The organism is Methylorubrum salsuginis, from assembly GCF_900114375.1.
In the GTDB taxonomy this organism is placed as follows: Bacteria; Pseudomonadota; Alphaproteobacteria; order Rhizobiales; family Beijerinckiaceae; genus Methylobacterium; species Methylobacterium salsuginis.
The window spans coordinates 212694-239498 of record NZ_FOSV01000003.1 but is presented as its reverse complement, the minus strand read 5'-3'; the positions used below and the strand labels follow the sequence as shown (position 1 = coordinate 239498).

Below are 26805 nucleotides of genomic sequence, written 5' to 3'. Positions count from 1 at the left end.
CAGGTTCCGGTGGTGTACCGGGTCAACATGCGCGATCCGCAGAGCCTGTTCCTCACCCAGACGTTCCGGATGCGCAACCGCGACCTGCTCTACGTGTCGAATGCGCCGTTCTCCGAGGTCGCCAAGGTGCTCAGCGTGGTCTCGACGGTGGCGGCCCCGGTCGGCTCCGCCGCCTCGATCTACCGCCTCTCGCGGTAAAACCCGCGTTAGGACCATCGTCCGGCCCGATTTGTCCCGGCTTGTCCGAAAGGCCGACTTGCCAGCGGCGCGCGCGCATCGTTCCATGGGGCGGGGAGCCCCGCACGCTCGGTCGGACCGGCGCGCAGGCGGAATAAGTAACAGGAACGCCGTCCTGAGCGGCGGTGGGGTTTCGGGCCGATGGACCTTGGCAAAGGCGCAGGCGGCTGGGAAACAGGCGACATGACGGTCCGACGCCTCCTCGTCCTCGGCACCCTGCTGGCCGGGTTCGCCCTGTCCGGCGCCGCGCCCGCCGCCGCGGACATCACCGTCGGCGTGGCGGTGCCGCGCACCGGCCCCTACGTCGCCGTGGGCGAACAGGTGCTGCGCGGCGTCCAGGCGGCGGCGCGCGACGCCAACGCCAAGGGCGGCCTCGACGGGCAGACCATCGTGCTCGACGTGCAGGACGATTCCTGCGACTCGAATCAGGCGGTCGCGGTCGCCAACCACTACGTCCAGGCCGATGTCCGCCTCGTCGTCGGCCATGTCTGCTCGAACGCCTCGCTCGCGGCCTCCGAAGTCTACGCCGCCCACGGCATCGTGATGATCACGGCGGCCTCGGTGGCCGCCAAGCTGACCGATCGCTCGTTCCCGACCATCTTCCGGGTCTGCGGCCGGGACGACGACCAGGGCAAGCTCTCCGCCGCGATCCTGGCCGAGCGCTTCCGCGACCGGAAGATCGCGATCCTCAACGACCTGTCCCCGGCCTCGCGCCAGCTCGCGGCGGCCACCAAGGACAACCTCAACCGCATCGGCGTGAACGAGGCGCTGTTCACCGCCTTCCAGGCGAGCGACGCCGACGACGCGGCGCTCGCCGACCGGCTCAAGGCCGCGGGGATCGACGTGGTCTATTACGGCGGCGACGCGCAGGAGATGGGCCGGCTCGTGCGGATTTCGGCGGAGCGGGGCTTCCGCCCGCAATGGTTCGGCACCTCCGCCATCGCCACGCCGGACTTCGCCAAGATCGCCGGCGGGGCCAGCAACGGCGTGCTGATGACCTTCTATCTCGACCCGAGCCGCAAGCCCGAGGCGCAGGGCGTGGTCGCCGCCTTCAAGGGGCAGGGGGTCGAGGCGGACGGTTCGATGATCTACGGCTACGCCGCGCTTCAGGTGCTGGTGGCGGCGGCCAATTTCGCCCGCAGCACCGATCCGGCCGTGATCGCCAAGACGCTCCACGCCGAGCGCTTCGATACGGTGCTCGGCACCGTCGGCTTCGACGCCAAGGGCGACATCACCGCCCAGGGCTACGTGCTCTACGTCTGGCGCGACGGGATCTTCACGCCCGCCAAGGGGAACTGACCCTCTCGGTTGGTGTGCCGCATCGTCCTTTCCGAAAGCCGGAAACCACCTTTCGGGACGACGCTCTACCCTCGCAAGGCGGCGTCCACCTCGGCGCCGCGGCCGAGGTCGCGCATGATGGCGTCGAGATGCGGACGCTTGCGCAGTTGCAGGGCGTGGAGCCGGCGCACCGCCTCGCTCAGGCTGCCGCCCCGGCCCAGGATGTCGTCGGCGAAGGCGATCATCCGGGCGTTCGGCCACGCCTTCTCCCGCTGCTCGTGCAGGCGGGCGATCAGCGTCTCGGCCGGCGTCTCGGGTTCCGATTGCGCGAACAGGCTGGCGAGCGCCGCCGTCGAGCGCGAGATGCCGACATGGCAATGGACGAGGATGTGCACCTCGGCTCCGGAGGCCGCCGCCTCGCGGCCGAAGGCCAGGATCGTGTCCACGTCCTTCCGCTCCGGCAGGACGAGGCCGGGCGCCGGCTCGATGGCGTCGTGGAAGCGGAGCGTGATCCGCTGGTGCGCGCCGTAGGTCGAGAAGGCGGTCGGATCGGCCCGGTCGGGATCGAGGATCGACAGGACGTGGCTGACGCCCCGCGCCTCGTGCTCGACCAGCTCGTCGAGGCCGCAGACGGTGTGGAGATGGAGGTTTTCGGTATGCACGGCGCCTCCCGTAGCACGCGCCCGGCGGCGAGGCGACGCTTTCCCGCCTGTCCCCTCGCGTGTATGGCACCGGTGCGGCGGATGGTGCCGCCGGGATGCGAGGCCGGACGACACGATGCCCCAGCCGATCCTGCCCCGGCGCGCGCTCCTCGCCGCCGGCCTCGGCGCCGCCGCGCTCGGCGCCCCGGCACACGCGCAACAGGCCGCCCCCGAACTGCGCTGGCGTCTCGCCTCGGGCTTTGCCCGCAACCTCGACATCCTGTTCGGTGCGGCCGAGAGCTTCGCCAAGTCGGTGGCCGAGGCGACCGACGGTCGCTTCCAGATCCAGGTCTCGGCCGCGGGCGAGACCGTTCCCGGCGACGGCGTGCTCGATGCGGTCTCCGGCGCCAAGGTCGAGATGGGCCACGCCCCCGCGACGCTGGGCATGGGCCGGAATCCGGCCTTCGCGCTGGCCGCCGCGATGCCGTTCGGGCTCAACGCCCGGGGCCAGAATGCGTGGTGGCTCCAAGGGGGGGCATCGGAGCTGTTCTCCGAGATCTTCGCCAAGCAGGGGCTCACGGCGCTGCCGGGCGGCAACACCGGCGCGCAGATGGGCGGCTGGTTCCGCAAGGAGATCCGGACGGTCAACGATGTCCAGGGGCTCAAGCTGCGGGTCACCGGGCTCGGCGCCACGGTGATGGCCAAGCTCGGCGCCGCGGTACAGGCGACGCCCGGCCCCGACATCGCCGCTGCCCTGGAAAGCCGGGCGCTGGATGCCGCCGAATGGATCGGCCCGCACGACGACGAGCGGCTCGGCCTGCAGAAGGTCGCCTCGATCTACCATTATCCGGGATTCTGGGAGGGCGGCGCGATGCTGCACTTCTGGATCAACGCCGAGGCCTGGAAGGCGCTGCCGAAGGCCTATCAGGCGATCCTCAAGGGCGCCGCCGCGCAGGTGAACCAAGAGGTCCAGGCCCGCTACGACGCGCGCAACCCGCAGGCCCTGCGCCGGCTCGTCTCCGGCGGCGCGCAATTGCGGCCTTTTCCGCAGGACGTGATGGAGGCCGCCTGGAAGGCCGCGAACGAGGTCTATGCCGACCTCTCGGCCAAGAACCCCGACTTCAAGCGCATCTACGAGGCTTTGCGCACCTTCCGCAACGAGGAATACCTCTGGTTCCAAGTGGCGGAATACACCTACGACAACTTCATGATCCGGGCCCGCGCGCGCGGCTGACCGGGCAAAAAAAAGCCGCCCTTGCGAGGCGGCCCGAAGTCTAGGGAGGAAACGCCCAAGGAGGGCAGCGGGACCGAGGACGCCGTCCGCGTTCCCGCAATGCACAAACTGCGCTCTCCCGGGATTTTTTCAAGCGGTCCGGCCCGCAATCGTCGTTTCCAAGGGTGTTCGGACGCACATCCGCCGGGTCTGTATCCGAAATGTCGCATACCAATTCGGGCCGGCGGCCCAAGGTTTCGCGGGCGCGAATCGAGTAGAACGGCGACGCTTCGATGCCCCTGGATCCTCCATCCACTTGAGCCGGCTCGCGATTTTTTGCGCCGCCAGCCGTCTCGCGGGGATCGTCCACCGTCAACGGCGCGAACCCGGGCAACCTTCGCCCGGCTCGCGCATTCGTCGCCGCAGCGGCCATCCGGGTGACGGGCCGCCCGAATCACGCCGCCCGGTCCGGAACCAGACACGCATGGCGATTCAATCCGCACGAATCCGCGTCCTGCGGGACGAGCCGCCCCGCGAGGGGGCGGATTACGTGCTCTACCTCATGCAGCAATCGCAGCGCGCCGCCTTCAATCCGGCCCTCGAACTCGCCGTCGAGGAGGCGGGCTCTCTCGGCCTACCGGTGCTGGTCTGCTTCGGGCTGCTCGACGGTGCCAACGGCTTTCCCGAGGCCAACGCCCGGCACTACGCCTTCATGCTCGAGGGGCTCAGCGAGGTCGCGGCGGCGCTCGAGCGGCGCGGCATCGCCTTCCTGCTGCGCCGGGGCACGCCGCCCGAAGTGGCGCTCGACCTGTCGCAGCGCGCCGCCCTGCTGGTGCTGGATCGCGGCTATCTGACGATCCAGCGGCGCTGGTACGCCGAGATCGAGAAGGGAGCCGGGTGCCGCGTCGTGCAGGTCGAGGGCGACGTGGTCGTGCCGGTCGAGACCGCCTCGACCAAGCACGAATACGCCGCGCGCACGCTGCGGCCCAAGCTCAACAAGCGGTTCGATGAGTTTCTGGAGGCGTTGAAGCCGCGCAAGGTGGCAAAATCCGCCGAAGGGCTCGGGCTCAAGGGCGGTCTCGACGTCTCCGACCCCGAAAAGCTCCTGAAAATCCTCACCCTCGATACGGTCGTCGGCCCGGTGAAGCGCTTTCGCGGCGGACATGGCGAGGCCTCGCGGCGCCTCAAGGAATTCCTGAAGGCGGCGTTCGAGGGCTACGGCGCGGGCCGCAACAAGCCGGAAGCCGGGGCGGCCTCCCATATGAGCCCCTACCTGCATTTCGGACAGATCTCGCCGGTCGAGATCGGGCTCGCCATCCGTGCGGCGAAGGTCGGCGATGCCGATGACCGCTCGGCCTATCTGGAGGAACTGATCGTCCGGCGCGAACTCGCCATGAACCACGTGTTCCACACGGACGGTTACGACCGCTACGAGACCGCCCTGCCGGACTGGGCCAGGAAGACGCTCGCCGAGCATGCCGACGACCCGCGCCCGCACCTCTATTCGGAAGAGGCACTGGCCGAGGGGAAGACCCACGACCATTACTGGAACGTGGCGATGCGCGAGATGCGCGAGACCGGCTACATGCACAACCAGCTGCGCATGTACTGGGGCAAGAAGATCCTCGAATGGTCGCCCACGCCCGCCGAGGGCTTCGCCGTCACCCTGCGGCTCAACAACCGCTACTTCCTCGACGGGCGCGACGCCAATTCCTTCACCAACGTCGCCTGGGTCTACGGCCTGCACGACCGCCCGTGGCAGACCCGGAAGATTTTTGGGAGTGTCCGCTACCAGAGCGGGAATTCCCTGAAGAAATTCGATGCCAAGGCCTATGAGCGGGCGGTGGCGCGGCTGTGCGAGGCCGAGCGCCGCTGAGTCACGCCCGCCAATCCCAGAACCCCGCGACGCGGTGGAGCAGGCGGCGGCCGCGGGCGGCCTCGCCGAAGGGGGCGAGTTCCCAGATCCACGACCGGTCGGGCTTGGCCAGCCGCACGCCGTAGAGCAGGTCGTGCCGGGCCTGGACCCGGCCCTCCCGGTCGGCCTCCTCCTCGTCGAGGTCGGTCAGGAGGCAGACCTTGGCGCTCAGCGCGGCCAGGGCGGTCAGATGCCCCTCGACGATCCGTCGCCCGAAGGCGTCGCCGTCGTCCCGCGTCCAGGTGCCGATCGGTCGGCGCGATCCCTCCAGCCGGGCGACCGGCCGGATCGGCAATTGCGACAGCAGGTTGGCCGAAATCACCAGGCCGGTCTCACCTTCGGCGCAGACCGGCGGCAGGCGCGGATCGAGTTCGGGGGCCGCGCCCGTCAGCAGCGCCATGGCGCCGCTCAGGTCTTGCGTGAGCAATTCGACGTTCGGGCAGTCGCGGACGGCGCGCCGCGTGGCGAGGGGATGCACCGCATCGACCAGCACCACCCGGCGAAAGTGCTTTCTCAGTTCGTCGAGCGGCACGTCGTCGAGGAGGCCCGAGCCCAGCACCACCGCGGTCTCCCGCCGCTCGCAGGTGCGGATCGCCTCCTTGATCACCGCGCGGCTCGCAGCCAGATGCGGCGCCCAGGCCGCCCGGCAGCGGCGCGCCCGCGATTGCAGCCAGATGCTGTCGCGCAGGTAGCCGAGCCGCCGCTGGGCGGCGGGGGCGGGCGTCGCGACGTAGCGGAGGAGATCGAGGAGCACGGGGAGGATCGGCCGTCACGGGGCCGTCCCTGTCAAGGAGCGGTGCCGTCATCGCCGGGTCGCGAAGCGGGACCAGAAGCGGCATTCTCTTTTGCGGTAAATCGGCCGTGACGATGCCTTCCCCGACAACCCGCTTCGCCGCCGCGCTGATCGCGCTCTGCGCCGCCCTCGGCGTTGCGGCGGGCTTCTGGGCCGTTCAGGGCCGCACCGGCTCGGCTCAGGCGGCGATCTGGTTCATGGCCGCCTACTTCACCAATCTCACCGGCCTTCTGGTGACGGTCGTCTTCGCCGGCATCGCCCTCGGGCGCGCCCGGTTCGCCAACCCCCGGCTCGTCGCCGGGACGATGCTGGCGGTGCTGCTCGTCGGCCTCGTCCAGCGCCTCCTGCTGCACGGCCTCAAGATGCGCCAGGGCGGCGACCTCGTCGCCGACATCCTGCTGCATCAGGTGGTGCCGGTGCTGGTGCCGCTGTTCTGGCTCGTCCTCGTGCCGAAGGGGCGGCTGCGCTGGCGCGATCCGATGCTCTGGGCCTGCTATCCGCTCGCCTATCTCGCCCTGGCGCTGGTGCGCGGCGGGATCGAGGGGCGCTATCCCTATCCGTTCCTCGATGTCGGCCGGATCGGTGGGATGATGGTGCTGGCCTACGCGGCGGGGATCGCGGCGGCCTTCCTTCTCGTCGGCGGGGGCATCGTCGCCCTCGACCGCGCGCTCGGCTCCCGGAGCGGCAAAACTCCGTAATCCGCCGTGCAACGCTTTGCCGATCTCGTGAATTGCGAAGCCGGTCGCGCGCCTTCCTTCGGGGACGTGACGCCCTAGTTCCCGCACCGTGCTCCGGTCCAGCTTGCCCCCTCTCCCCCTCTTCCCCACGCGCCTCCCCTCCACCTCGGTCTGGCGCGGGGCGGCGGCGCTCGCCGTCGCGATGCTGTCCCTGCCGGCGGGGGCGGCGCCGAAGGGAGCCGCCGCCTGCTACGCGACCGGCGGCGGGACGCTGGAAATCTGCCGCTCGGACGACGAGGCCGAGGGCGTCTACGCGCTTCCGCCGGCCTGCCGCTTCGTTCACGACGTTCAGATCCTGCGCCTCAAGGATTCCGGCGCGCCGGGGCCGTTGCAGGTGATCTATCGCGGCGAGCCGCCCCGCAAGGAGAGCCGCCGGGGCGAGGATGGCTGCCCCGCCGATCTCCAGGCCGACGATCCGGCCGCCGGCGGCTCGGTGCGCATCGGCCGGCAGGTCGAGGCGCTCGCCACCGTTCTGCCGCTGGCCGATCCCCGCTTCGCCGCCGCCGCCGAGGCGGGCGCCCCCGCACAGGCGCGCAAGAAACCCCGCCGCAACAGCCGTGAGAGCCGGCGCGCCCGCCGGGAGGCGCGGCGCGAGGCGCGGGAGGCGCGCGAGCAGGGCAGGGAACAGGGGAAGATGACCTTCAAGCCGCGGCCCGCGGTGAACGAGGGCGACGCCTCGGGCAGCGCCATGATGGTGGCCGGGCGCGACTGGGCGGGCGACCCGTATTACGCGATCCTCACCACGGCGACCGAGCCGGTGGAGGGCGGGCACCGCCGCGTCCTCGTCCAGGCCCGCACCTACGACTTCCAGGGGCTCGACCTGCGCACCGAGGCCGAGCCCGGCACCGCCTGGATGCCGTTCGAGGGACCGCCGCAGGCCGAGGAAGGCCGCGGACGCCGCCGCGCCGCCCGGCGGGCCGAGGCGATGCCGAAACCGGCGCCCGTCCTCGATGAGACCGGCAAGGCGATCACCGGCAATTGCGCCGCGCCGGGCTTCGAGGCCCGCGGCCTGTCCGGCTCGATCAGCATGGTCGATCGCACCTACCATTACTTCTACACCGACGTGATGCCCGCCGATTGCGGTGCCCCGGTCGAGAAGCGGCGCACGGCGCTTTACCTGCGCACGAGCCGCGACCCGCTCGCCGAGCGCACCTGGACCGCACCGGTGACCCTGCTCGAAGGGCTGCCCGCCGACACCCTGGTGCGCGTCGCCAAGGCCCGCGGCATGGATCGCTGGGCGGTGGCCTATTCCTGCTCGCGACCGGTCACGGTCTCGGGCGGGCCGATCGCCGACATCTGCCTGCACTACACCGCCGACCTCTCGCCCGGCAGCATCAGCGCGTTGACGCTGTTCGCCGATCCGGTCGCGGCGGGCCATTCCACCGCCTATCTGGGCCTGCGCTCCGGCGGCGACGCCCTCGGCCGCGTCACCCGCGACGGTTTCGGCTGGATGACCGACCGCTACGGCAATCTCGAGACCCCGGAGATCTACCCGGACAAGGGCGGTTTCCTCACCTGGCTCGACCGCCGCGCACCCCGTGCCGACGGGGGCGATGCCTCCTCGCTCTACGGCCGCCCGGTGTTCTGGGCGACGTGGAGCGTGCGGGCGAAGACGCCGTAGGCCCGAACCCTGCGAAGAGCCGCAAAGGAAAGGGCGCCCCGCCGACAGGCGGGGCGCCCTTTCCTTTGCGGTCGTCCGGGGTTCGGCTCAGTACGAGCCGAACTTGTAATTGATGCCGGCGCGGACGATGTCGCCCTCGGTGCGCACCCGCGTCTGGGTCGCGGCGATCGGCGTGCCGGAGGCCGGGATGATGTCGTAGGAGCCGACGACGTTGCGGCTGCCGAGGTCGAAGTGCAGGTACTCGACCTTGAGCGTCACCGCGCTCGACCGGAAGAAGTTCAGGAAGTTGTCGGTCGGCAGCGCATATTCGATGCCGCCGCCATAGGCGTAGCCGGTCAGGACATCGTCGAAACGGCTGGTGACGCTGGCGGTGGGGAAGGTGGTGACGCCGCCGATGGTGTTGCCGATATTGAGGACCGACGCGTATCGCGCCTGCCCGTAGGCGAAGCCTCCGGTGCCGTAGACCAGGAACCGGTCGAAGGCGTAGCCGATCCGCCCGCGCACGGTGCCGAGGAAGGACAGCTCGCTGCGGCTGGCGCTCGCCAGTTCCACGTCGTTGACGCCGGGGAAACCGGGGAAGCCGACGATGGTCGCCGTGGCGGCGGTGCGGCGCTTCAGATCGGTATAGGCGGCATCCGCCTCGACGCCGATGACGAAGCCGGAGCCCGGCGTGAGCTGGACGTTGTAGCCGATCTGGCCGCCGCCGGTGAAACCGCCGGAATCGCCCCGGCCGGTTCCGGTGCCGAGGGCCGCGAGGTAGTCGGCGGACGGAATCGGATCGGTGATGAGGCCCGTCACCGTCTCGCGGCGCCGGTCGCTCCAGACGTAGCCGGCGTTGAAGCCGGCATAGAACCCGGTCCAGGTGAAGACCGGGACGGGGGTGAAGACGGGCGGCGGCGCGACGCGGCGCGGCAGATCGGCGGCGCTGGCCGCGCCGATCGCCAGCAGGGACGCGCCCCCCGCGAGCAGAAACTTCTTGAGCATGAGCGAGACCCAACCTTTGTTCGAGGGCACGTTCCGGGCGGGGCGGCGGGGCCGCCCCGGATCGATGGCTAGCGGATCGTGCCGTTGAGGCCGGAGGGGAAGAAGCCGCCGGGCTTCGCGCCGGTGTTGAGGTAGACGATGTTGAGCACCTGGGTGGTGGTGCGGGCATAGGCCTGGCCGTTGGCCGGGTTCGTCAGCGAGATGTTGGCGATCGAGGCGGTGCCGATGCCCTGGTCGATGTCGGTCGCGCCGTCGAGCGAGTCGCGGGCATCCGAGATCTTGAGGGCCGGGGTGTAGAGGCCGCGGCTGTAGAGCACGGTGCGGATCGTACCGGCATGGTAGGCTTCCGCGGCGAGGATGCCGCCGGCCGCCGCCAGGATGGTCTTGTTGGTCACGAGCGGAGCCGCGCCGAGATAGGCCGACACGCCGACATCCTCGAAGATGTAGGCGGCGAGCAGGAAGTTGGTCTCGTCGGCGAAGGCGTCGAAGGTCTGGCCGGACGTGATCAGGCCCGCGGCCTGGGCGGCGGCGGTGAACGAGGTCGTCAGGTTGATCGCCGGGCGGGCGACCCGGGCCGTGCCCAGCGCGCTGCGCAGGAACTGGACGTGGATGCGCTCCTCGCTGGCGATCTCGACGGCGTAGTTGCGGATCGCGGTGGTGGCGAAGTTCACCTGACGGCCGCCGGTGACGGCACCGAGCGTGCCGGTGCCGGTGACTTCCGCATCGGTCAGGCCGCGGCCGGTGGCGGCGCGCAGGTAGAACTCGGCCTCGAGATATTCGAGGTTGAGGGCGAAGTTCAGGATGTCGGTGTCGGTGACGGTTTGGGCCGCCGCGGGGCTGAACGCCGCCGAGCCGACCAGCGCCGACCCGGCCATGCCGAGGCCGACGCTCTGGATGAAGGCACGCCGCCCGGCGGCGAGATCGATTCCGGCCGGCGCCGGCTGAGCGGAATCGGCCTTGCCGCCCGCACGAAGGAACTTGAGGACCACGGTGACGCTCCCGCCCATTATTGGCTTGCGGTTGCATCCTGCGCGGTTGCGCTTGCCGCGCCAAGACGAATGGTGCGCAAATAGTGGTGTGCGCAATCAATCCCCGTGCTTGTGGCAAAACAAACACATGCAGCGGAGGAAATCGCCCGTTTTTCGCAGAAAAAAGAAGGTCGATTTCTCTCATCGAAAAAGGTTTCAGCGTTCGAATACACGTTTCCGTGATCGTCGGGGTTCGGCGCCGGTCGATTCTTCGCTTCGGCCATCTCCGGAATGGAATCGCCGGTGCGGAGCGACGGCGCCGGCGCTCGTGCGAAAGCCAGCGCGCACGGACCGGATCCCGGTCCGATCCCTCATCCCATGTCCGCGACACGAAAAGCGGCCTCGAAGAAGGGTGTCCTTCCTCGAGGCCGAACGGACCTTCGGAACCTTGCCGGATCGGCCGATGGGGCGGCCGCGCCTCGGCGCGGCGGCGCTCAGTGCCGGAAGTGGCGCACGCCGGTAAAGACCATGGCGAGCCCGGCTTCGTCGGCGGCCTTGATCACATCGTCGTCGCGCAGGGAGCCGCCGGGCTGGATCACGGCGGTGGCACCCGCCTCCGCCGCGGCGAGCAGGCCGTCGGCAAAGGGGAAGAAGGCGTCGGAGGCGACCGCCGAACCCTTGGCGAGGCTCTCGGCCAAGCCGAGACGCTCGGCGGCCTCCGCCGCCTTGCGGGCGGCGGTGATCGAGGAATCGACCCGCGACATCTGACCGGCGCCGATGCCGACGGTCGCCCCGCCCTTGGCGTAGACGATGGCGTTCGACTTGACGTGCTTGGCCACCCGATAGGCGAAGCGCATGTCGGCCAACTCGGCCTCGGTCGGCTGACGTTTGGTGACGACCTTCAACGCCATGTCGTCCACGGTCAGGGCGTCGCGGCCCTGAACGAGGAAGCCGCCCGCCACGGTGCGGATCGTCTCGCCCGGCGCCCGCGGATCGGGCAGGCCCCCGGCCAGCAGCAATCGCAGGTTCTTCTTGGCGCCGACGATGGCCTTGGCTTCCTCGGATGCGTCGGGAGCGATGATCACCTCGGTGAAGATCTCGACGATCCGCTTCGCCGCCTCGGCGTCGAGAGGGCGGTTGAGGGCGACGATGCCGCCGAAGGCCGAGGTCGGATCGCAGGCGAGCGCCCGCTCGTAGGCGGCAAGCAGGTCGTCGCCTTCCGCGACGCCGCAGGGATTGGCGTGCTTGATGATCGCGACCGCCGCCGAACGCGCCGGATCGAACTCCGCGACGCATTCATAAGCGGCGTCGGTGTCGTTGAGGTTGTTGTAGGACAGCGCCTTGCCCTGCACCTGCCGGGCGGTGGCGATGCCGGGCCGCAGACTTCCGGGCAGGCGGTAGAACGAGGCCGGCTGGTGCGGGTTCTCGCCGTAGCGCAAGCTCTGGCCGAGCCGGCCGCCCAGCGCCCGAAATTCCGGGGCCGCCTCGGAGGCCTCGACGCCGGCGAGCCAGTTGGCGATGGCCGAATCGTAGGAGGCGGTGCGGGCGAAGGCCTTCTGAGCCAGCCGGCGCCGGGTCGCGGCGGTGAGCGCGCCGTCGTTGCCGCGCAGCTCATCCAGCAATGCCGCGTAATCGGCGACATCGACCACCACGCCCACATCGGCGTGGTTCTTGGCCGCCGCGCGGATCATCGCCGGGCCGCCGACATCGATGTTCTCGACGCAGTCGTCGTAGGCCTTGCCGGCTTTCAGCGTCTCCTCGAACGGGTAGAGGTTGACGACCAAGAGATCGATCGCGCCGATGCCGTGGGCGGCCAGCGCCGCCTGATGCTCGGGATTGTCGCGCACCGCCAACAGGCCGCCATGCACCGCCGGGTGCAGGGTCTTCACCCGCCCGTCCATCATCTCGGGAAAGCGCGTCAGCTCGGCGACCTCGGTGACGGAAAGCCCGGCCTCCGACAGGGTCCGGTGGGTGCCCCCCGTCGAGATCAGCTCGACGCCGAGGCCCGACAACGCGGTGGCGAACTCGACGAGGCCGGCCTTGTCCGAGACGGAGAGGAGGGCGCGGTTCACCCGGATGTGGTCGCGCGGCATGTCGGTCGTCCGTGTCGCTCAGAGGAATTTCCGGGCGCGGTAGCACGGATGCGGGCCGGGCGGCCAGTTGCGGTGCGGCAAGCGGCGGGTTTTGAACGGGTTTGACGTGTCTTCTCAGCCTCCACCGTCATTCCGGGGCTCGCCAAAGGCGAGAACCCGGAATGCACCCGTGATGCGCGGCTTCAAAAGGCGTCGCGGCCAGTCGTGGATTCCGGGTTCGCCTGCGGCGCCCCGGAATGACGGCCGTGGGTAGCATGGCGGCGAGGACGGCTCAGACCCGCTCGATCCGCCAGCGCACCCGCGCCTCTTCGGCCACCGTGAGGTGGAGCACGATCTGCGCCGTGCGCCGCGCCCCGACGACGCCGGCGAAGTAGACGCTCTCCTCGATGGCGAGGCGCGCGCCGTCCGCCGTGAACAGCCAGCGTTCGCCGGTCGGCAGCGCGAGCGTGATTCCGCCCTCGGGCTCGGTCCCGGCGGCGACGGAGGTGTGGAGATGGAAGCGCACGGCCACCGCGCGGGGGCGGCTTGCGTGGCGGCCCTCGCGCAGGAAGGCGTCCTCGCCCTCCAGGGCTTCGGGTGCGGAGGAGAGGGTCCAGCGCCGCTCGTGGATGATTCCGAAATCGGCGAGATACCCGTCGTGCCGGGCCGCCAGCACGGAGCTGCCGGGTTCGGTCCGGCGCTCGACCGCGACGGGGCCCGGCCCGCTCAGCACCACGGGCCCGCGGCGCTTGAGGAGCCATGCCGTGGCGAAGCGGGCTCCCCAGGGCCCGGTCGTCTCGCCGAGGAAGCGGCAGGAGGAGGTGTCGGCCACCGTCGCGGTCGAATGGGCGGCGGTGCTGCGGGCCATGCGGCGCAACTCGTCCCCGCTCGCCGGCATGCCGCAATTGACGACGATGCGCTGCGCCCCGCTCGACAATTCGAAGGAGAGGCAGCCGGCCCCGGCGTTGCGCGACTGCGCCGGGGGCGGGGCCGCGCCGACATCGCAGACCACGACGACGCGGCCGGTCTCGAGCCGGGCGTAGCCGGAATGGGGCGCGTACATCAGCGGCTCGGTGCCGGCGCCGTCGTAGACGAGCAGCGTCGCCAGATGGTCGGCGGCGGTGACGCCCATGCCGTTGAAGTGGCTGAGGGAGGCGTCGCCGTGGCGCAGCAGCCGCAGGGCCGGCAGCATCCGGTCGACCGCGCGCAGCAGTGCCTCCGGCGGATCGACGCTGCGGCTGAGGAAGCTCTGGCGCAGGGGCAGCAGGTCGAGCAGCAGCTCCATGGCGAAACGCGGATCGCGGGAGCGGTGGCCGCCATCGGGCAGGATCTGCCGGTCGAGCTCGCGCACGAGGATGCGGGTGGCCCGGCGCAGGATCGCCTCGATCCCCTCGCAGCACAAACCGGCATAGGTGAGCGCCACCGCCGCCAGCAGGCGCGATTGCGGTGGGGCCGAGCGGCGCAGGGAGAGTTCGAGTTCGCGGGCGCCGCGTCCGACGCTCTTGAGGAAGGCTTGGTAGAAGGCGTGGTCGGCGCCCTCCAGCACCAAGGGCGACTGGCACAGGAACGAGATCATCCGCCGGGTCGCCACCGGCACCGGACGGGCGCGGGCGGGGTCGCCCCGGCCGCTCATGAAGTCCGAGACGAAGGCGCGGGCGTTGGCGCGGGCGAGCGCGGTGTCGGCGGCGCGCAGATGGCGCAGCCAGCCGAAGCCGTAGAGCGCGTCGGCCCATTCGGGTGAGGGGGGATCGTAGTCGAAGGGCGAGCGCCCGCTCACCACCAGCGAGCGGCCGGCGAAGACGAACAGCCCGGCATAGATGTCGTCGGCGAGGGAGGCGTCGCTGGTGCGCAGGTCGTGCGGGGCGATGACGAGGCCGGTCACCCGCGCACGGGTGAGGATTTCGGGCCGCTTCGCCAGCCGGCCGAACCGGTTGCGGGTTCCGCGCCGGATTTCCTGGCCGACCAGCCGGTAAAGCTGCCAGCGTTGGGGCCGTCTGGCCAAGCCGTCCCCTCCCAACCGCTTCCGCGAGTCACCGATCCCATTCCCGGCTCACGGCCGAGCTTAGGATGGGCCTCTTAACCGGTCGTTAAGGCTATGTCGCGCCGGGTGCGCGTGGACGCTCCTCCCCACAAGGGGGAGGGGACCCGCGCCTCATTCACAAAAAATCAGCGCGCCGGCCCGGTCTCCACCGGCCGCGTCGGGTCCGCGCCCCATTCCGACCACGAGCCGTCGTAGAGGGCGCGCGGCGGGCGGCCGAGCGTTTCGAGGGCGAGGGAAACGATCGCCGCGGTCACGCCCGAGCCGCAGGTGGTGATGACGGGCTTGTCGAGATCGACGCCCGCTTCGGCCATCGCGGCGCGCAGGGACGCCTCGTCGCGCAGGCGCCCGTTGGCCTGGAGCGCGGCGTAGTGGAGGTTCTTGGCGCCGGGCATGTGGCCGGGGCGCACGCCGGGGCGCGGCTCGGCCTCCTCGCCGCGGAAGCGCGGGCCGGAGCGGGCATCGACCAGCTGCGCCGAACCGTTGGCCAGCGCGCGGGCGACATCGTTCGCATCGGCGACCGCGCCGCCGTCGAGCCGGGCGGTGAAGTGGCGCCGGTCGCGCGGGCGGCCCTCGCCCTCCTCGGTGGGATAGCCCGCCGCGATCCAGGCGGGCAGGCCGCCTTCGAGCAGCACCACGTCGCGCATGCCGTAGGTGCGCAGCATCCAGCGCACCCGCGGCGCCGAAAACAGGCCCATCCCGTCGTAGACCACGACCTGGGCACCGTCGCCGACGCCGAGCGCCCGCATCTTCGAGGCGAACACCTCGGGCCGCGCCAGCATGTGGGGCAGGTGCGAATCGGTGTCGCTCATCGCATCGAGATCGAAGCGGATCGCGCCCGGAATATGGGCGGCGCGGTACTCGGCCTCGGCGTCGCGCCCCTGCGCCGGCAGGTACCACGAGGCGTCGAGCACGACGATGTCGGGCGCGCTCAGGCGCTGGTGCAGCCAGTCCGGCGTGACGAAGGGCGAATCCACCATGATGTCCTCGCTTGCCCACGAACGCGTGAGCGTCCCCGTGGAGGTCCCTCGGCCCACGCCCGCGGGACCGGGGATGCGGCGGCGGGGCGGGCGCTTTAAGAGGAACGCACGATCCCCACATCCGGCATCGACGCGCGTTCGGCAAGGCCGGGACGCCGTTTCCCTCCGCGTCACGGCGCCGTTGCCGCGCGATAACCCTCAAGGACCGTCGAAGCGCGTGCGAGAGACCTACCACATCGAAGTGCTCGGCCCCGACGAGGCCGACGCGCCGGGCGGCGTGCAGCAGCGCATGACGGTCCGCACCGACACGCTGGACGCCGCCGCCGAGCGGGCGCGGCGCCTGTTCGCGCGGGCGCGTGTGCCGCAGCGCTCCCGCACGCCGCCCGAGGCGGTGCGGGTGATCGACGGAGCCGGGACGGAGGTGTTTCGGATGAGCCGGTACGACGAGGGGTAGGTCGGGAAGACCATCGCTCAGGCCGGGCGGTTGTGCCGTATGGCCGGGCGCGAAGCGCGTCGCGTGCAGCGGCCTCGGCTTTCAGCCGAGGCGTTGAGCGGGTCCTCATTGACTTCGCACCCGCAGCAACGCATATCGCTCTCGCAGCGTCAGCGGCTCGTGCCGCTTGAGGGGGCTGCGTGACGGTTCGCGCCGCATGACGGCGCGCCCCGGCCCCTCTCTTCAACGTGCATGCACCCCGGATCGCCCCATCACGCGGGCAATCCCTCGCACCATCGGACCCGCCCCCACGTCCGCGCGCCTCGCGCCGGGCCTTTTCGGGTTCCGCTGCCTTGAGAAGTACCGACTTGACCCAATTCACCGATTTCGGCCTCGCCCCGCCCGTGCTCCGGGCGCTCGCGGAGGCCGGCTACACGGCGCCGACGCCGATCCAGGCGCAGGCGATCCCGCCGGCGATGGAAGGCCGCGACCTGTGCGGCATCGCCCAGACCGGCACCGGCAAGACCGCCGCCTTCGCCCTGCCGATCCTGCACCGCCTCTCGCGCAGCGCCAACCGCGCCCCGCGCCGCGGCTGCCGCGTGCTGGTGCTGTCGCCGACCCGCGAACTCGCCAGCCAGATCGCCGAGTCGTTCTCGGATTACGGCCGGCATCTGCCCTACACCAACACCGTCGTGTTCGGCGGCGTGAACATCGGCCGCCAGGAGCGGGCGGTGGCGCCGGGCGTCGACATCCTCGTCGCCACGCCGGGCCGCCTGATCGACCTCGTCGATCGCCGCGCGCTGACCCTGGAGGGCGTCGAGATCCTCGTCCTCGACGAGGCCGACCAGATGCTCGACCTCGGCTTCATCCATGCGCTGAAGCGCATCGTGAAGATGCTGCCGCGCGAGCGCCAGAGCCTGTTCTTCTCGGCCACCATGCCGAAGAACATCGCGGGCCTCGCCGACCAGTACCTGTCGAACCCGGTGCAGGTCGCCGTCACCCCGGTGGCGACGACGGCCGAGCGCGTCGAGCAGCAGGTCATCTTCTGCCACACCGGCGCCAAGCAGGCGCTGCTCGGCCACGTGCTGCGCGACCCCAAGATCGAGCGCGTGCTCGTCTTCACCCGCACCAAGCACGGCGCCGACCGCGTCGTGCGCGGTCTCGACAAGGTCGGGATCGCGGGGGCCGCGATCCACGGCAACAAGAGCCAGCCGCAGCGCGAGCGGGCGCTGGCCGCCTTCCGCGACGGTTCGTGCCGGGTGCTGGTGGCGACCGACATCGCCGCCCGCGGCATCGACGTCGAGGGCGTGACCCACGTGGTCAACTACGACCTGCCGAACGTGCCGGAGAGCTACGTCCACCGCATCGGCCGCACGGCGCGCGCCGGGGCCGAGGGGCTCGCGATCTCGTTCTGCAACGACGAGGAGCGGGCCTACCTGCGCGACATCGAGCGGATCACCCGCCAGAAGGTGCCGGTGGTCGGCTTCCCCGAGGGCTTCGTGCCTCCGTCGCGCCAGGAAGCCGCCGAGACCGCGGCCGACGAGGAGCGTCGCCCGCCCCGCCAGCCGCAGGGCCGTCCCGGCCAGCGCCAGGGCCACGGCCGCCCCGGCGGCGGTCGCGCTCAGGAGGCCCGCGGCGGTTCTCGCCCCGGCGGCCAGCCGGGTCGCGACCCGCGCGCCGAGCCGCGCCAGGACGGCCGCGGCGGCCAGCCCAGCCGTGGTAACGGTCAAGCCCGCCCGCAGGGCAATGGACAAGGCCGCCCGCAGGGCAACGGACAGGGCCGTCCGCAGCAGCCTCGCTCCGAGCGTCCGGCCGAGGCCAATGGCCAGCGCCGCCCCGACGGTCGTCCGGGCAACCGGGCGCAGCGTCCGGCCCGGCCCGGCGGCGAGGGCGGACGGGCGATCGGTTGGCTCGACCGCTCGCCGCGCTCGTAACGCTTCCTAAATTCCTTCGGGCCGGGGCATCGCTCCGGCCCGATGCTTTTGGAGGCGGCGATGCGGTTCGAACTCTACCGGGATGCGGGCGGCGAGTGGCGCTGGCGCCTGCGGGTGCAGAACGGCAACGTCATCGCCGATTCCGGCGAGGGCTATGTCCGGCGCGAGGATTGCGAGCACGCCATCGCCCTGGTGAAGCGCAGTCAGGAGGCCTCCACCGTGGACATGACGAACAAGATCGCCTGATCCACCGCCTGATTCTTCGGCGGAATCGCCCGACGCGAGGAAACCGTCGGGCGTCTTCCGGCGTTCCAGCCCGCGCGGGCATCGCAAAGGGTTGCGCCCGCTCGCGCCTGTCGCAGAGGGAACGTCGACTTGATCAGGACATTGTTGCTTGCCGCGCTGATGGCGCTCGGCCTCGCCGTCGCCGCCCCGCAGGGCGCTTCCGCCGCCCCGATGGGCCCCTCGACGGCCCTGCTTGCCGAGACCGCGCCCGCCACGGTCGAGAAGGTGCAGTACTACTACCGCCGTCGCGGCTGGGGTCCGCGTCCCTATTACGGCCGCCGCTTCTATCGTCCGCGTCCGTTCTATCGTCGCCCCTACTACGCCCGCCCGTTCTACGGCCCGCGTCGGTTCTACCGCCCGCGCCGCTTCTACTGATAAGCCCTCTCGGCTTTCGCCCATGGGAACCCGGAGCCTTACGGCTCCGGGTTCTTTTCATGCCGCGTGACAAGGCTCCGGCATTATCGTGCCGTCGCGATGGGCGGATCTATCGGCTCGAGCCCGGCTCGATGTAGGATCCCGCGTGAAGCGAGACCGCCCGCATCAGTCGGGCCGCTTCGGAGGAAGGCCCGATGATCGATCTCGTGACGCGGATGCGGCGCGCGGAAGCGCGACCCCGCGCTCTCTCCTGGCAGGACATCCCTCTCGAAGTGCTGATGGGCGCCGCCGCCGTCTTCCTCGCCGCCGGTCTCGAACTCGCGGGCTTCATGCCCTGACGGATGCCTCTGGCGTGGCGGCGAAGCTCGTGCTTGGCTGAGGCCGCGAGCCGCGACTCGCCGGGGAGGGGCCGATGACGCAAGCGAGCGAGACCGTCGAAGAGGGGCCGAGCGGCGATTTGACGGTGCGCACCATCGCCATGCCGGCCGACACCAACGCCAACGGCGACATCTTCGGCGGCTGGGTGCTGTCGCAGATGGATCAGGCCGGCGGCATCGCCGGTGTCGAGCGGGCGCAGGGGCGCGTCGTCACCGTCGCGGTCGAGGCCATGACCTTCATCCGCCCGGTGCGGGTCGGCGACGTGCTCTGCGTCTATACCCGCGTCGACAAGGTCGGGCGCACCTCGATGAAGATCCACATGGAGGCCTGGGCCCGCCGCTTTCAGACGCAGTTCCGTGAGAAGGTGACCGAGGCGACCTTCACCTTCGTCGCCATCGACGACGAGGGTCGTCCGCGTCCGATCCCGCAGCAGGGGTGAGCCAAGGTCCGGAGGCGGTGCGGGGAATGGTCCCGGATCTCGCATCCGGGACGATTCTCCAGGGTCTGGCGCCGCGCCGGCTTTTCCCGAAAGCCGGTTTACACCTTTCGGGCCGATGCTCTCCGTTATTGGGCCGCATCGGCTTTTTTCCGAAAGCCGGTTCCCACCTTTCGGGCCGATGCTCTAGAACGCAGGCCGAGTTCGAAAGATACTCCGAAGAGGTCGCATGTCCGCCACGCCCCGCGCCATGATCGTTCCGGTCACCGCGCTTCAGCAGAACTGCACCCTGGTCTGGGACGACGCGACCAAGGTCGGCGCGGTGGTCGATCCCGGTGGAGATCTCGACCGGATCGAGGCGGCGATCCGGTCCCAGGGCGTGAAGGTCGAAAAGATCCTTCTCACGCACGGGCATATCGACCATGCCGGCGGTGCCGCGGAGCTGAAGGAGCGCCTCGGCGTGCCGGTCGAGGGGCCGCACGAGGCGGACAAGTTCCTGCTCGACACCCTGCCCGCCGCGGCCGAGAATTACGGCCTGGAGCCGGCCCGCCCGATCACGCCCGACCGCTGGCTCACCGACGGTGACAGCGTCACCGTGGGCGGCCTGACCTTCGACATCCTGTTCGTGCCCGGCCACTCGCCCGGCAGCGTCGTGTTCATGAGCCGCGACGCGCGTTTCGCGCTGGTCGGCGACGTGGTGTTCCAGGGCTCGATCGGCCGCACCGACCTGCCCGGCGGCAATCACGAACAGCTCATCCGCGGCATCAAGGACAAGGTCCTGCCGCTCGGCGACGACGTTGCCTTCATCCCCGGCCACGGCCCGACGGGCACGCTCGGCCAGGAGCGGCAGACGAACCCGTTCCTGCAGGGGTGAACGACAATCCGGACGCACAGTCGTCGATCGCCGAAGAGCTTTGGCGCGCCTAACGGAGGCTTAACGGAAAGAGGGCAGAAAACCGGGTGGAACGGCGCCGATCCGTCGCGAAAAGCGATGCGAAATCAGGGGGGAACGCCTATATGAACTGGGTGCGGAAATAGCAGGCACACCCGGCCCCGGCCGGGTTCAAGAACAGGCTCGCGAGCCGCCTGCCCGAGGAATTTGATGGCTGACTCCCCGAATACCGATCACGCCGACAGCTACGGCGCGGAATCGATCCGCGTGCTCAAGGGCCTGGACGCCGTCCGCAAGCGGCCCGGCATGTATATCGGCGACACCGACGACGGCTCCGGCCTCCACCACATGATCTACGAGGTGGTGGACAACGCCATCGACGAGGCGCTCGCGGGCCACGCGGACCTCGTCACCGTCACGCTCAACGCCGACGGTTCGGTCACCGTCTCGGATAACGGGCGCGGCATCCCCACCGACATCCACAAGGAGGAGGGGGTCTCGGCGGCCGAGGTCATCATGACCCAGCTGCATGCGGGCGGTAAGTTCGACCAGAACTCCTACAAGGTCTCGGGCGGCCTGCACGGCGTCGGCGTCTCGGTCGTCAACGCGCTCTCGGTGAGCCTCAAGCTGCGCATCTGGCGTGCCGGCAAGGAGCACCGGATGGAGTTCCGCCACGGCGACGCGGTGGCACCGCTGGAGGTGGTCGGCCCCGCGGGCGACCGGCGCGGGACGGAGGTCACCTTCACGCCCTCGCCCGAAACTTTCACGATGGTCGAGTTCGACTACGCGACCCTCGAGAAGCGCCTGCGCGAACTCGCCTTCCTGAACTCGGGCGTGCGCATCGTGCTGACCGACGCGCGCCATGCCGAGCACAAGCGCGAGGAGCTGTGCTACGAGGGCGGCGTCGAGGCGTTCGTGCGCTATCTCGACCGCTCCCGCAAACCCGTCGAGGGCATGACGAAGCCCGTCACCGTGCTCGGCGAGCGCGACGGCATCCGCGTCGAGGTGGCGTTCTGGTGGAACGACTCGTTCAACGAGACCGTCCTGCCGTTCACCAACAACATCCCCCAGCGCGACGGCGGCACCCATATGGCGGGGTTCCGCGCGGCGCTGACCCGTCAGATGACCGGCTACGCCGAATCCTCGGGCATCGCCAAGAAGGAAAAAGTCTCGCTCACCGGCGACGATTGCCGCGAGGGCCTGACCGCGGTGATCTCGGTGCAGGTGCCGGACCCGAAATTCTCGTCGCAGACCAAGGACAAGCTCGTCTCCTCCGAGGTCCGCCCCGCGGTCGAGAACATCCTGAACGAAGGTCTGTCGAGCTGGCTCGAGGAGAACCCCTCGCAGGCCCGCTCCGTGATGGCCAAGGTGGTGCTGGCGGCGGCCGCCCGCGAGGCCGCCCGCAAGGCGCGCGAGACGATCACCCGGAAGGGCGCCCTCGATATCGCCTCGCTGCCCGGCAAGCTCGCCGATTGTCAGGAGCGCGATCCGAGCAAGTGCGAATTGCTGCTGGTGGAGGGCGATTCCGCCGGCGGCTCGGCCAAGCAGGGGCGGGACCGTACCTTCCAGGCGGTGCTGCCGCTACGCGGAAAGATCCTGAACGTCGAGCGGGTGCGCGCCGACCGGATGCTGTCCTCGGCCGAGATCGGCACGCTGATCACGGCCCTCGGCGCCGGCATCGGCCGGTCCTCGACCGACCGCGAGGGCTTCAATCCGGATAAGCTGCGTTACCACCGCATCATCATCATGACCGATGCGGACGTGGACGGCTCGCATATCCGCACCCTGCTGCTGACGTTCTTCTTCCGCCAGATGCCGGAATTGATCGAGCGTGGGCACCTCTACATCGCCCAGCCGCCGCTCTACAAAGCCGAGCGCGCGCGCAAGGTGCTCTATCTCAAGGACGAGCGGGCGCTCGAAGACTACCTGATGGATCAGGGCGTCGAGGGCGCGGTGTTGCGGCTTTCCTCCGGCACCGAGTTCGGCGGCGCCCAGCTCAAGACCCTGGTCGAGGAGGCCCGCGCCTTCCGCGGCATCCTGAACGGGCTTCACACCCGCTACGACCGCGCGGTCGTGGAGCAGGCGGTGCTGGCCGGTGCCTTCGACCGTGAGGCGGCGGAGAATCCGGGCGAGGCCGAGGTGCTGGCCGACCGCACCGCCAAGCGGCTCGATCGGATCGCCGACGAGATCGAGAAGGGCTGGACCGGCGAGGCCTCGGAGGGCGGCTACGTCTTCAGCCGGACCTTGCGCAGCGTGAAGCAGGTGGCGACGCTCGACGCGACGCTGATCGCCTCGCAGGAGGCGCGCCGCTTCGCCGAGCGGGCGGAGGCGCTTCGCGAGATCTATTCCGAACCCGTGACGCTTGCCCGCAAGGGTGACGAGACGGTGCTGCACGGTCCCGTCGGCCTGTTCGAGGCGGTGATGGCCTTCGGCCGCAAGGGGCTCCAGCTCCAGCGCTACAAGGGCCTGGGCGAGATGACCGCGCAGCAGCTCTGGGAGACGACGCTCGACCGCGAGGTGCGCTCGCTCCTGCAGGTGAAGGTCAAGGACACGACCGACGCCGACGACCTGTTCGTCAAGCTGATGGGCGACGTGGTCGAGCCGCGGCGCGAGTTCATCCAAGAGAACGCGCTCAGCGTGGCCAATCTCGACGTGTGATCGGGTGGTTGCGGCCGGGCCTCAGGCCCGCGCCGCCGCGAGCCCGTTCGGCAACCCCTCGAACGATTCCGACAGAAACGCCCGCGCCCGGCTCACCCGGCTCTTCACCGTGCCGACCTGACAGCCGAGCCGCTCGGCGGCCTCCTCGTAGGTGAAGCCCTCGGCGCCGACGAGCAGCAGTGCCTGACGTTGCGGCAGCGGCAGCGTGCCGATCAGGTTCATCACCATGCGCAGGCCGGCGGCGTGCTCCTGATCGGCCTGGGTCGTGAGGGTGCCGGCATGGACGCCGTCCGCATCCTCCACCTCGCGGCGGCCCTTGCGCACCTCCGTGTAGAACTGGTTGCGCAGGATCGTGAACAGCCATGCGGTGAAGTTGGTGCCGGGGGTGAACCGCTCGCGGTTGGCCCAGGCCTTCACCATCGTCTCCTGCACGAGGTCGTCGGCGCGGCTCGGGTTGCCGGTGAGCGAGATCGCGAAGGTGCGCAGCATCGGCAGCGCCTTCACCAGATCGTCGCGAAACACCGTCTCCATCCGTCCACCATGGGCGGCGAGCGAAGCCTCGACGCGAGCCAGAAGCTCGCCGAGACGCCCGGGGAGGGGGGCCTGCGCGGCAACATCGAAGTAGTCGCGCAGCGCCAGCGCCAGATGGCCGGGAACGGCCTTCGTGGCGTCCTGTCGATCCGCCTCCGGCAGATCTTCGTGGTCGGCGTGCGTCGGTTCGTCGGTCATCCTGGCAGTGGCCTCGACTATGGCTCAGCTTCTTGAAAGAATTCTAAGTTCGATACCAATCGAAAAATGAACTGGTGCTAAACGAAACTGAAACGCCAGGGACACAGAACGTCTCGTGTCGGGAGATGCGCCCGCAGAAGCTGCGTCGGCGGTTGCGAGAGCTTCCGGCAGCGCTTCCGGGAGGCGCAATCGCGATGCGGTCGAGGGGAGGGCATCGGCCCGGGAGGGGGCGGCCATTTCTCAAAAGAACGCCCTCATCCCGACCGGGAGGCTCGGGACGAGGGCTGAAGAGAGCCGGTGAAACCGGCTCCCGGAGGAGGATTGCGGTTCGCGCGGATCGCCGCGTCCGTTACGCCTTGCCGGTCTCCTGCCGCAGGGCGTCGATGCGCTTCGAGGCTTCGGCCTTGTCGAGGTCCGGCTCGAACGCCTCTGGCGATTTCGCCTGCTCGGACAAGGTCTTGAGGTAGGAGGCCTGGGCTCCGGTCATCGGCTCATTGCCGGTCGTCCACTCGTCCGGATCCTTGATCCGGTTGGACTCGTCGGTGGGATCGACCTTCGGGTTCTCGGCCTGCGTCTCGTCGGACTTGCGGGTCATGGGATACCTTGCGTGTTCATGGATTGTTCTTGGCAGTCGTCCATGAAACGCAAGGCCGAAGGCCGGGTTCCGGCGGGAGGACGCGGCGTCCGCGCCCTCCACGAAAACCCGAAAAGGTCAGGCCGCTGCGGCGTGGGGCTGAACCTCGGCGCTGTAATCGTCCATCAGCGTCTTGGTCAGTTCGGCCGGGGTGAAGCGGTAGGGGCCGATCTCGGAGACCGGGGTCACCTCGGCGGCCGAGCCGGTGATGAAGCACTCGGAGAAGCCGGCCATCTCCTCGGGGCGGATGCGGCGCTCGACCACGCGGATGCCGCGGCGCTTGGCCAGCTCGATCACGGTCTGGCGGGTGATGCCGTTGAGGAAGCGGTCGGCCTGGGGCGTGTGGATCACGCCGTCCTGGACGAAGAACACGTTGGCGCCGGTGCATTCGGCGACGTTGTCCTCCCAGTCGAGCATCAGCGCGTCGGCGTAGCCCTTGTTCTCGGCCCGGTGCTTCGAGATCGTGCAGATCATGTAGAGGCCGGCCGCCTTCGAGGTCGAGGGGGCGGTGCGCGGGTCGGGCCGGCGGTAGTCGGCCAGATCGAGGCGGATGCCCTTCATCTTGGTCGCCGGATCGAAGTAGCTCGGCCATTCCCAGGCCGCGATGGCCAGATGAATGGTGTTCTTCTGCGCCGCCACGCCCATCATCTCCGAGCCGCGCCACGCGACCGGGCGGAGATAGGCGTCCTGCAGGCCGGAGGTGGCCAGCACGTGGGCTTTCGCCGCCTCGATCTCATCGACCGAGAACGGGATCGTGAAGTCGAGGAGTTCGGCCGAGCGGCGCAGGCGCTCGGAATGTTCGCGGCTCTTGAAGATGCGCCCGCCATAGGCCCGCTCGCCCTCGAACACCGCCGATCCGTAGTGGAGACCGTGGCTGAGCACATGGATCTTCGCATCGCGCCACGGCACCATGGCGCCGTCGAACCAGATCGTGCCCTCGCGCTCGTCGAACGGGATGACGGACATCGCTCAAAAACTTCCTCTGCGCGGCCGCGCGCGGGCCGCGGGGTCGCATGGTGGGGGAGGCCGGCGCGTGACCGCTCGCAACGAGCGGGGACGCAAGGGTGCCGGGCAACGCTCTGCCGGGCGGGTTGACGGGTAGCAACGGGGCTGAGATATGTCAACAACACTGACTTATCTGGCCCAGGCTGCTCGACTGTCCCTGACCGTCTCTCGATCAACCCTTGGCCTCGCTTTCGACGGAAGGCTCCGACGACGTGACCCGCGTGATGACGAGAGCGGCCGAGCCGGTACCGACCGACGCCGAGAGATGCGCAGAGCCGGGGCCGGCCCATGACAGCGACGACCTGATCGAGCTCCTGTTCTTCGCCTATCGCGACTTCGTCGGCGATCCCGACCGGATCCTGGCCGAATACGGCTTCGGCCGGGCCCATCACCGGGTCCTGCACTTCGTCGATCGCTATCCCGGCCTCACCATCGCCGAACTCCTCGATATCCTGCGCATCACCAAGCAGAGCCTGAACCGCGTGCTCAAGGACTTGATCGACCAGGGCTATGTCGAGCAGCGCACCGGCACCAGCGACCGGCGCCAGCGCCTGCTGTTCTGCACGCCGACCGGGCGCAGCCTCACCGCCGACCTCACCCGCGTCCAGGTGCGTCGCGTCGCCCGCGCCATCGAGGAGCCGGCGGCGGAGGCGGGCCGGAGCGACCGCGCGGCCCGCATCGCCTCGGCGCAGGGCTTCCTGCTCGCGATGATCGAGCCCGGCGACCGCGCCGCCGTGCGCCGCCTGATGGCCCGCCGGGCCGGGGCCCGCGCCTGATGTCGGCCTCCGTCGCGCCCGGAACCGCTCCGAAGCCGCGGGCCGAGCTGCCCGACCACGCCCCCCACATCCTCATCGTCGACGACGACCGGCGCCTGCGCGAGTTGCTGGCGCGCTTCCTCTCGGAGCAGGGGTTCCGCGTCACGGCCGCCGCGAGCGCCGCCGAGGCGCGCACGCGCTCCCAAGCCTTCGTGTTCGACGCCCTCGTTCTCGACGTGATGATGCCCGGCGAGAGCGGCTTCGACTATGCCCGCTCGGTGCGCGAGACTTCGCGGGTGCCGATCCTGATGCTGACCGCCCGCTCCAACCCCAACGACCGGGTCACGGGCCTCGAGATCGGTGCGGACGACTATCTGCCGAAACCCTTCGAGCCGCGCGAGCTGATCCTGCGGCTCAACAACATCATCCGCCGCCACGCCGACGCGCCGGAGCCGCGCCCCGGCGGGGAGGGCGCGGTGAGCTTCGGCCCGTTCACCTTCCGGCCCGAGCGGGGCGAGCTGAAGCGCGACGGCGAGACCGTGAAGATCGCCGAGCGCGAGCGCGAGATTCTGGCGATCCTGTCCCAGGCCCGCGGCGGCGGCGTCGATCGCGAGACGCTGGCCGGCACCGGGGGCTTCGCCGCCGAGCGCACCCTCGACGTGCAGATCAATCGCCTGCGCCGCAAGATCGAACCGGATCCGGCCAATCCGAGCTTCCTCCAGACGGTGCGCGGCGTCGGCTACCGCCTCGTCATCGATTGAGGTCACCCGTGGCGGGCTCCGCCGAAACCCATGCGGCCTCCCTCCGGCGGGCC

At 70.1% G+C, this 26805-nt stretch carries 25 protein-coding genes and 1 pseudogene; 16 read left to right on the top strand and 10 right to left on the bottom strand.

Translation table 11 applies throughout. The features are described from left to right. Both BM140_RS06290 and BM140_RS06285 read left to right on the top strand, forming a co-directional pair. Positions 1-198, top strand: a pseudogene (locus tag BM140_RS06290) (polysaccharide biosynthesis/export family protein); the annotation flags it as partial. Positions 199-420: 222 nt separating this feature from the next. Continuing rightward, positions 421-1536: a branched-chain amino acid ABC transporter substrate-binding protein gene (locus BM140_RS06285; RefSeq protein WP_091943129.1), complete on the top strand. Its 1116-nt coding sequence runs from the start codon at positions 421-423 to the stop codon at positions 1534-1536. A gap of 65 nt (positions 1537-1601) precedes the next feature. On the opposite strand, the gene BM140_RS06280 is transcribed toward BM140_RS06285, so the two are convergent. Beyond that, positions 1602-2177, bottom strand: a complete 576-nt coding sequence (locus BM140_RS06280) for a tyrosine phosphatase family protein (RefSeq protein ID WP_091943127.1) — start codon at positions 2175-2177, stop codon at positions 1602-1604. A 115-nt stretch (positions 2178-2292) separates the two neighbouring features. Here BM140_RS06280 and BM140_RS06275 point away from each other — a divergent pair, with 115 nt between their 5' ends. Together BM140_RS06275 and BM140_RS06270 are read left to right on the top strand one after the other, a co-directional pair. Next, positions 2293-3390 (top strand): TRAP transporter substrate-binding protein, encoded by a 1098-nt coding sequence (locus BM140_RS06275; RefSeq protein ID WP_091943125.1) that lies wholly within the window; start codon positions 2293-2295, stop codon positions 3388-3390. A gap of 463 nt (positions 3391-3853) precedes the next feature. After that, entirely contained in the window at positions 3854-5245 is a 1392-nt protein-coding gene (locus tag BM140_RS06270) for a deoxyribodipyrimidine photo-lyase (RefSeq protein ID WP_091943124.1), read from the top strand. 1 nt (position 5246) lies between these two features. On the opposite strand, the gene BM140_RS06265 is transcribed toward BM140_RS06270, so the two are convergent. Beyond that, positions 5247-6038, bottom strand: coding sequence for a hypothetical protein (locus BM140_RS06265; protein ID WP_091943122.1), 792 nt, complete (start codon positions 6036-6038; stop codon positions 5247-5249). A gap of 113 nt (positions 6039-6151) precedes the next feature. Between BM140_RS06265 and BM140_RS06260 the strand changes: the two genes are divergently transcribed. Continuing rightward, complete coding sequence (locus BM140_RS06260; RefSeq protein ID WP_091943330.1) at positions 6152-6775, top strand: Pr6Pr family membrane protein; 624 nt, start codon at positions 6152-6154, stop codon at positions 6773-6775. A gap of 181 nt (positions 6776-6956) precedes the next feature. After that, a complete protein-coding gene (locus tag BM140_RS06255) occupies positions 6957-8435 on the top strand; it encodes a hypothetical protein (RefSeq protein WP_091943328.1) in 1479 nt (492 codons plus the stop codon). Positions 8436-8522: 87 nt separating this feature from the next. On the opposite strand, the gene BM140_RS06250 is transcribed toward BM140_RS06255, so the two are convergent. The 5 genes from BM140_RS06250 to sseA all read right to left on the bottom strand — a co-directional run bounded on the left by BM140_RS06250 (position 8523) and on the right by sseA (position 15477). Then, on the bottom strand, positions 8523-9419 hold the full coding sequence (locus BM140_RS06250) for an outer membrane protein (RefSeq protein ID WP_091943120.1): 897 nt from the start codon (positions 9417-9419) through the stop codon (positions 8523-8525). 68 nt (positions 9420-9487) lie between these two features. After that, positions 9488-10408 carry a ferritin-like domain-containing protein gene (locus BM140_RS06245; RefSeq protein ID WP_244535317.1) on the bottom strand — a complete coding sequence of 307 codons (921 nt, stop codon included), beginning with the start codon at positions 10406-10408 and terminating at the stop codon, positions 9488-9490. Positions 10409-10881: 473 nt separating this feature from the next. Continuing rightward, positions 10882-12480 carry a bifunctional phosphoribosylaminoimidazolecarboxamide formyltransferase/IMP cyclohydrolase gene (gene purH, locus BM140_RS06240; protein WP_091943116.1) on the bottom strand — a complete coding sequence of 533 codons (1599 nt, stop codon included), beginning with the start codon at positions 12478-12480 and terminating at the stop codon, positions 10882-10884. A gap of 271 nt (positions 12481-12751) precedes the next feature. Next, complete coding sequence (locus BM140_RS06235; RefSeq protein ID WP_091943114.1) at positions 12752-14461, bottom strand: heparinase II/III family protein; 1710 nt, start codon at positions 14459-14461, stop codon at positions 12752-12754. Between the two features lie 164 nt (positions 14462-14625). Then, the gene (gene sseA, locus BM140_RS06230) at positions 14626-15477 is read right to left on the bottom strand and encodes a 3-mercaptopyruvate sulfurtransferase (protein WP_091943112.1); all 852 of its coding nucleotides are present in this window, start codon (positions 15475-15477) and stop codon (positions 14626-14628) included. A 217-nt stretch (positions 15478-15694) separates the two neighbouring features. On the opposite strand from sseA, the gene BM140_RS06225 reads away from it, so the two are divergent. From BM140_RS06225 to gyrB, 8 genes are all read left to right on the top strand, one after another. Next, positions 15695-15931 (top strand): hypothetical protein, encoded by a 237-nt coding sequence (locus BM140_RS06225; RefSeq protein WP_091943110.1) that lies wholly within the window; start codon positions 15695-15697, stop codon positions 15929-15931. A gap of 347 nt (positions 15932-16278) precedes the next feature. Beyond that, entirely contained in the window at positions 16279-17844 is a 1566-nt protein-coding gene (locus tag BM140_RS06220) for a DEAD/DEAH box helicase (RefSeq protein ID WP_091943109.1), read from the top strand. A gap of 60 nt (positions 17845-17904) precedes the next feature. Continuing rightward, positions 17905-18090 (top strand): YegP family protein, encoded by a 186-nt coding sequence (locus BM140_RS06215; RefSeq protein ID WP_091943326.1) that lies wholly within the window; start codon positions 17905-17907, stop codon positions 18088-18090. Between the two features lie 129 nt (positions 18091-18219). Next, the gene (locus tag BM140_RS06210; protein WP_091943107.1) at positions 18220-18504 is read left to right on the top strand and encodes a hypothetical protein; all 285 of its coding nucleotides are present in this window, start codon (positions 18220-18222) and stop codon (positions 18502-18504) included. Between the two features lie 194 nt (positions 18505-18698). Then, positions 18699-18842, top strand: a complete 144-nt coding sequence (locus BM140_RS25760) for a hypothetical protein (protein ID WP_165616404.1) — start codon at positions 18699-18701, stop codon at positions 18840-18842. Positions 18843-18916: 74 nt separating this feature from the next. Beyond that, positions 18917-19321: an acyl-CoA thioester hydrolase YciA gene (gene yciA / locus BM140_RS06205; RefSeq protein WP_091943105.1), complete on the top strand. Its 405-nt coding sequence runs from the start codon at positions 18917-18919 to the stop codon at positions 19319-19321. A 226-nt stretch (positions 19322-19547) separates the two neighbouring features. Next, positions 19548-20192 (top strand): MBL fold metallo-hydrolase, encoded by a 645-nt coding sequence (locus BM140_RS06200; protein WP_091943104.1) that lies wholly within the window; start codon positions 19548-19550, stop codon positions 20190-20192. A gap of 228 nt (positions 20193-20420) precedes the next feature. Further along, positions 20421-22868 (top strand): DNA topoisomerase (ATP-hydrolyzing) subunit B, encoded by a 2448-nt coding sequence (gene gyrB / locus BM140_RS06195; protein ID WP_091943102.1) that lies wholly within the window; start codon positions 20421-20423, stop codon positions 22866-22868. A 21-nt stretch (positions 22869-22889) separates the two neighbouring features. Here gyrB and BM140_RS06190 read toward each other — a convergent pair whose 3' ends face one another. The 3 genes from BM140_RS06190 to BM140_RS06180 all read right to left on the bottom strand — a co-directional run bounded on the left by BM140_RS06190 (position 22890) and on the right by BM140_RS06180 (position 25197). Continuing rightward, positions 22890-23597, bottom strand: coding sequence for a sigma-70 family RNA polymerase sigma factor (locus BM140_RS06190; RefSeq protein ID WP_091943100.1), 708 nt, complete (start codon positions 23595-23597; stop codon positions 22890-22892). A 349-nt stretch (positions 23598-23946) separates the two neighbouring features. Next, complete coding sequence (locus BM140_RS06185) at positions 23947-24192, bottom strand: DUF3072 domain-containing protein (protein WP_091943097.1); 246 nt, start codon at positions 24190-24192, stop codon at positions 23947-23949. A 117-nt stretch (positions 24193-24309) separates the two neighbouring features. After that, positions 24310-25197, bottom strand: coding sequence for a branched-chain amino acid aminotransferase (locus BM140_RS06180; protein ID WP_091943095.1), 888 nt, complete (start codon positions 25195-25197; stop codon positions 24310-24312). Positions 25198-25460: 263 nt separating this feature from the next. On the opposite strand from BM140_RS06180, the gene BM140_RS06175 reads away from it, so the two are divergent. Both BM140_RS06175 and BM140_RS06170 read left to right on the top strand, forming a co-directional pair. Beyond that, positions 25461-26012 (top strand): MarR family winged helix-turn-helix transcriptional regulator, encoded by a 552-nt coding sequence (locus tag BM140_RS06175; RefSeq protein ID WP_091943324.1) that lies wholly within the window; start codon positions 25461-25463, stop codon positions 26010-26012. Continuing rightward, positions 26012-26752, top strand: coding sequence for a response regulator (locus BM140_RS06170; protein WP_091943093.1), 741 nt, complete (start codon positions 26012-26014; stop codon positions 26750-26752). The genes BM140_RS06175 and BM140_RS06170 overlap by 1 nt, the downstream gene beginning before the upstream one ends. Positions 26753-26805: the final 53 nt, after the last annotated feature.

What these genes read in the sequence shown, in the direction of transcription:
- BM140_RS06285 (WP_091943129.1), top strand. Translation starts at nt 421, where the DNA reads ATGACGGTCCGACGCCTCCTCGTCCTCGGCACCCTGCTGGCCGGGTTC.
- BM140_RS06275 (WP_091943125.1), top strand. Translation starts at nt 2,293, where the DNA reads ATGCCCCAGCCGATCCTGCCCCGGCGCGCGCTCCTCGCCGCCGGCCTC.
- BM140_RS06270 (WP_091943124.1), top strand. Translation starts at nt 3,854, where the DNA reads ATGGCGATTCAATCCGCACGAATCCGCGTCCTGCGGGACGAGCCGCCC.
- BM140_RS06260 (WP_091943330.1), top strand. Translation starts at nt 6,152, where the DNA reads ATGCCTTCCCCGACAACCCGCTTCGCCGCCGCGCTGATCGCGCTCTGC.
- BM140_RS06255 (WP_091943328.1), top strand. Translation starts at nt 6,957, where the DNA reads ATGCTGTCCCTGCCGGCGGGGGCGGCGCCGAAGGGAGCCGCCGCCTGC.
- BM140_RS06250 (WP_091943120.1), bottom strand. Translation starts at nt 9,419, where the DNA reads ATGCTCAAGAAGTTTCTGCTCGCGGGGGGCGCGTCCCTGCTGGCGATC.
- purH (WP_091943116.1), bottom strand. Translation starts at nt 12,480, where the DNA reads ATGCCGCGCGACCACATCCGGGTGAACCGCGCCCTCCTCTCCGTCTCG.
- sseA (WP_091943112.1), bottom strand. Translation starts at nt 15,477, where the DNA reads ATGGTGGATTCGCCCTTCGTCACGCCGGACTGGCTGCACCAGCGCCTG.
- BM140_RS06215 (WP_091943326.1), top strand. Translation starts at nt 17,905, where the DNA reads ATGCGGTTCGAACTCTACCGGGATGCGGGCGGCGAGTGGCGCTGGCGC.
- BM140_RS25760 (WP_165616404.1), top strand. Translation starts at nt 18,699, where the DNA reads ATGATCGATCTCGTGACGCGGATGCGGCGCGCGGAAGCGCGACCCCGC.
- yciA (WP_091943105.1), top strand. Translation starts at nt 18,917, where the DNA reads ATGACGCAAGCGAGCGAGACCGTCGAAGAGGGGCCGAGCGGCGATTTG.
- BM140_RS06200 (WP_091943104.1), top strand. Translation starts at nt 19,548, where the DNA reads ATGTCCGCCACGCCCCGCGCCATGATCGTTCCGGTCACCGCGCTTCAG.
- gyrB (WP_091943102.1), top strand. Translation starts at nt 20,421, where the DNA reads ATGGCTGACTCCCCGAATACCGATCACGCCGACAGCTACGGCGCGGAA.
- BM140_RS06190 (WP_091943100.1), bottom strand. Translation starts at nt 23,597, where the DNA reads ATGACCGACGAACCGACGCACGCCGACCACGAAGATCTGCCGGAGGCG.
- BM140_RS06185 (WP_091943097.1), bottom strand. Translation starts at nt 24,192, where the DNA reads ATGACCCGCAAGTCCGACGAGACGCAGGCCGAGAACCCGAAGGTCGAT.
- BM140_RS06180 (WP_091943095.1), bottom strand. Translation starts at nt 25,197, where the DNA reads ATGTCCGTCATCCCGTTCGACGAGCGCGAGGGCACGATCTGGTTCGAC.
- BM140_RS06175 (WP_091943324.1), top strand. Translation starts at nt 25,461, where the DNA reads ATGACGAGAGCGGCCGAGCCGGTACCGACCGACGCCGAGAGATGCGCA.
- BM140_RS06170 (WP_091943093.1), top strand. Translation starts at nt 26,012, where the DNA reads ATGTCGGCCTCCGTCGCGCCCGGAACCGCTCCGAAGCCGCGGGCCGAG.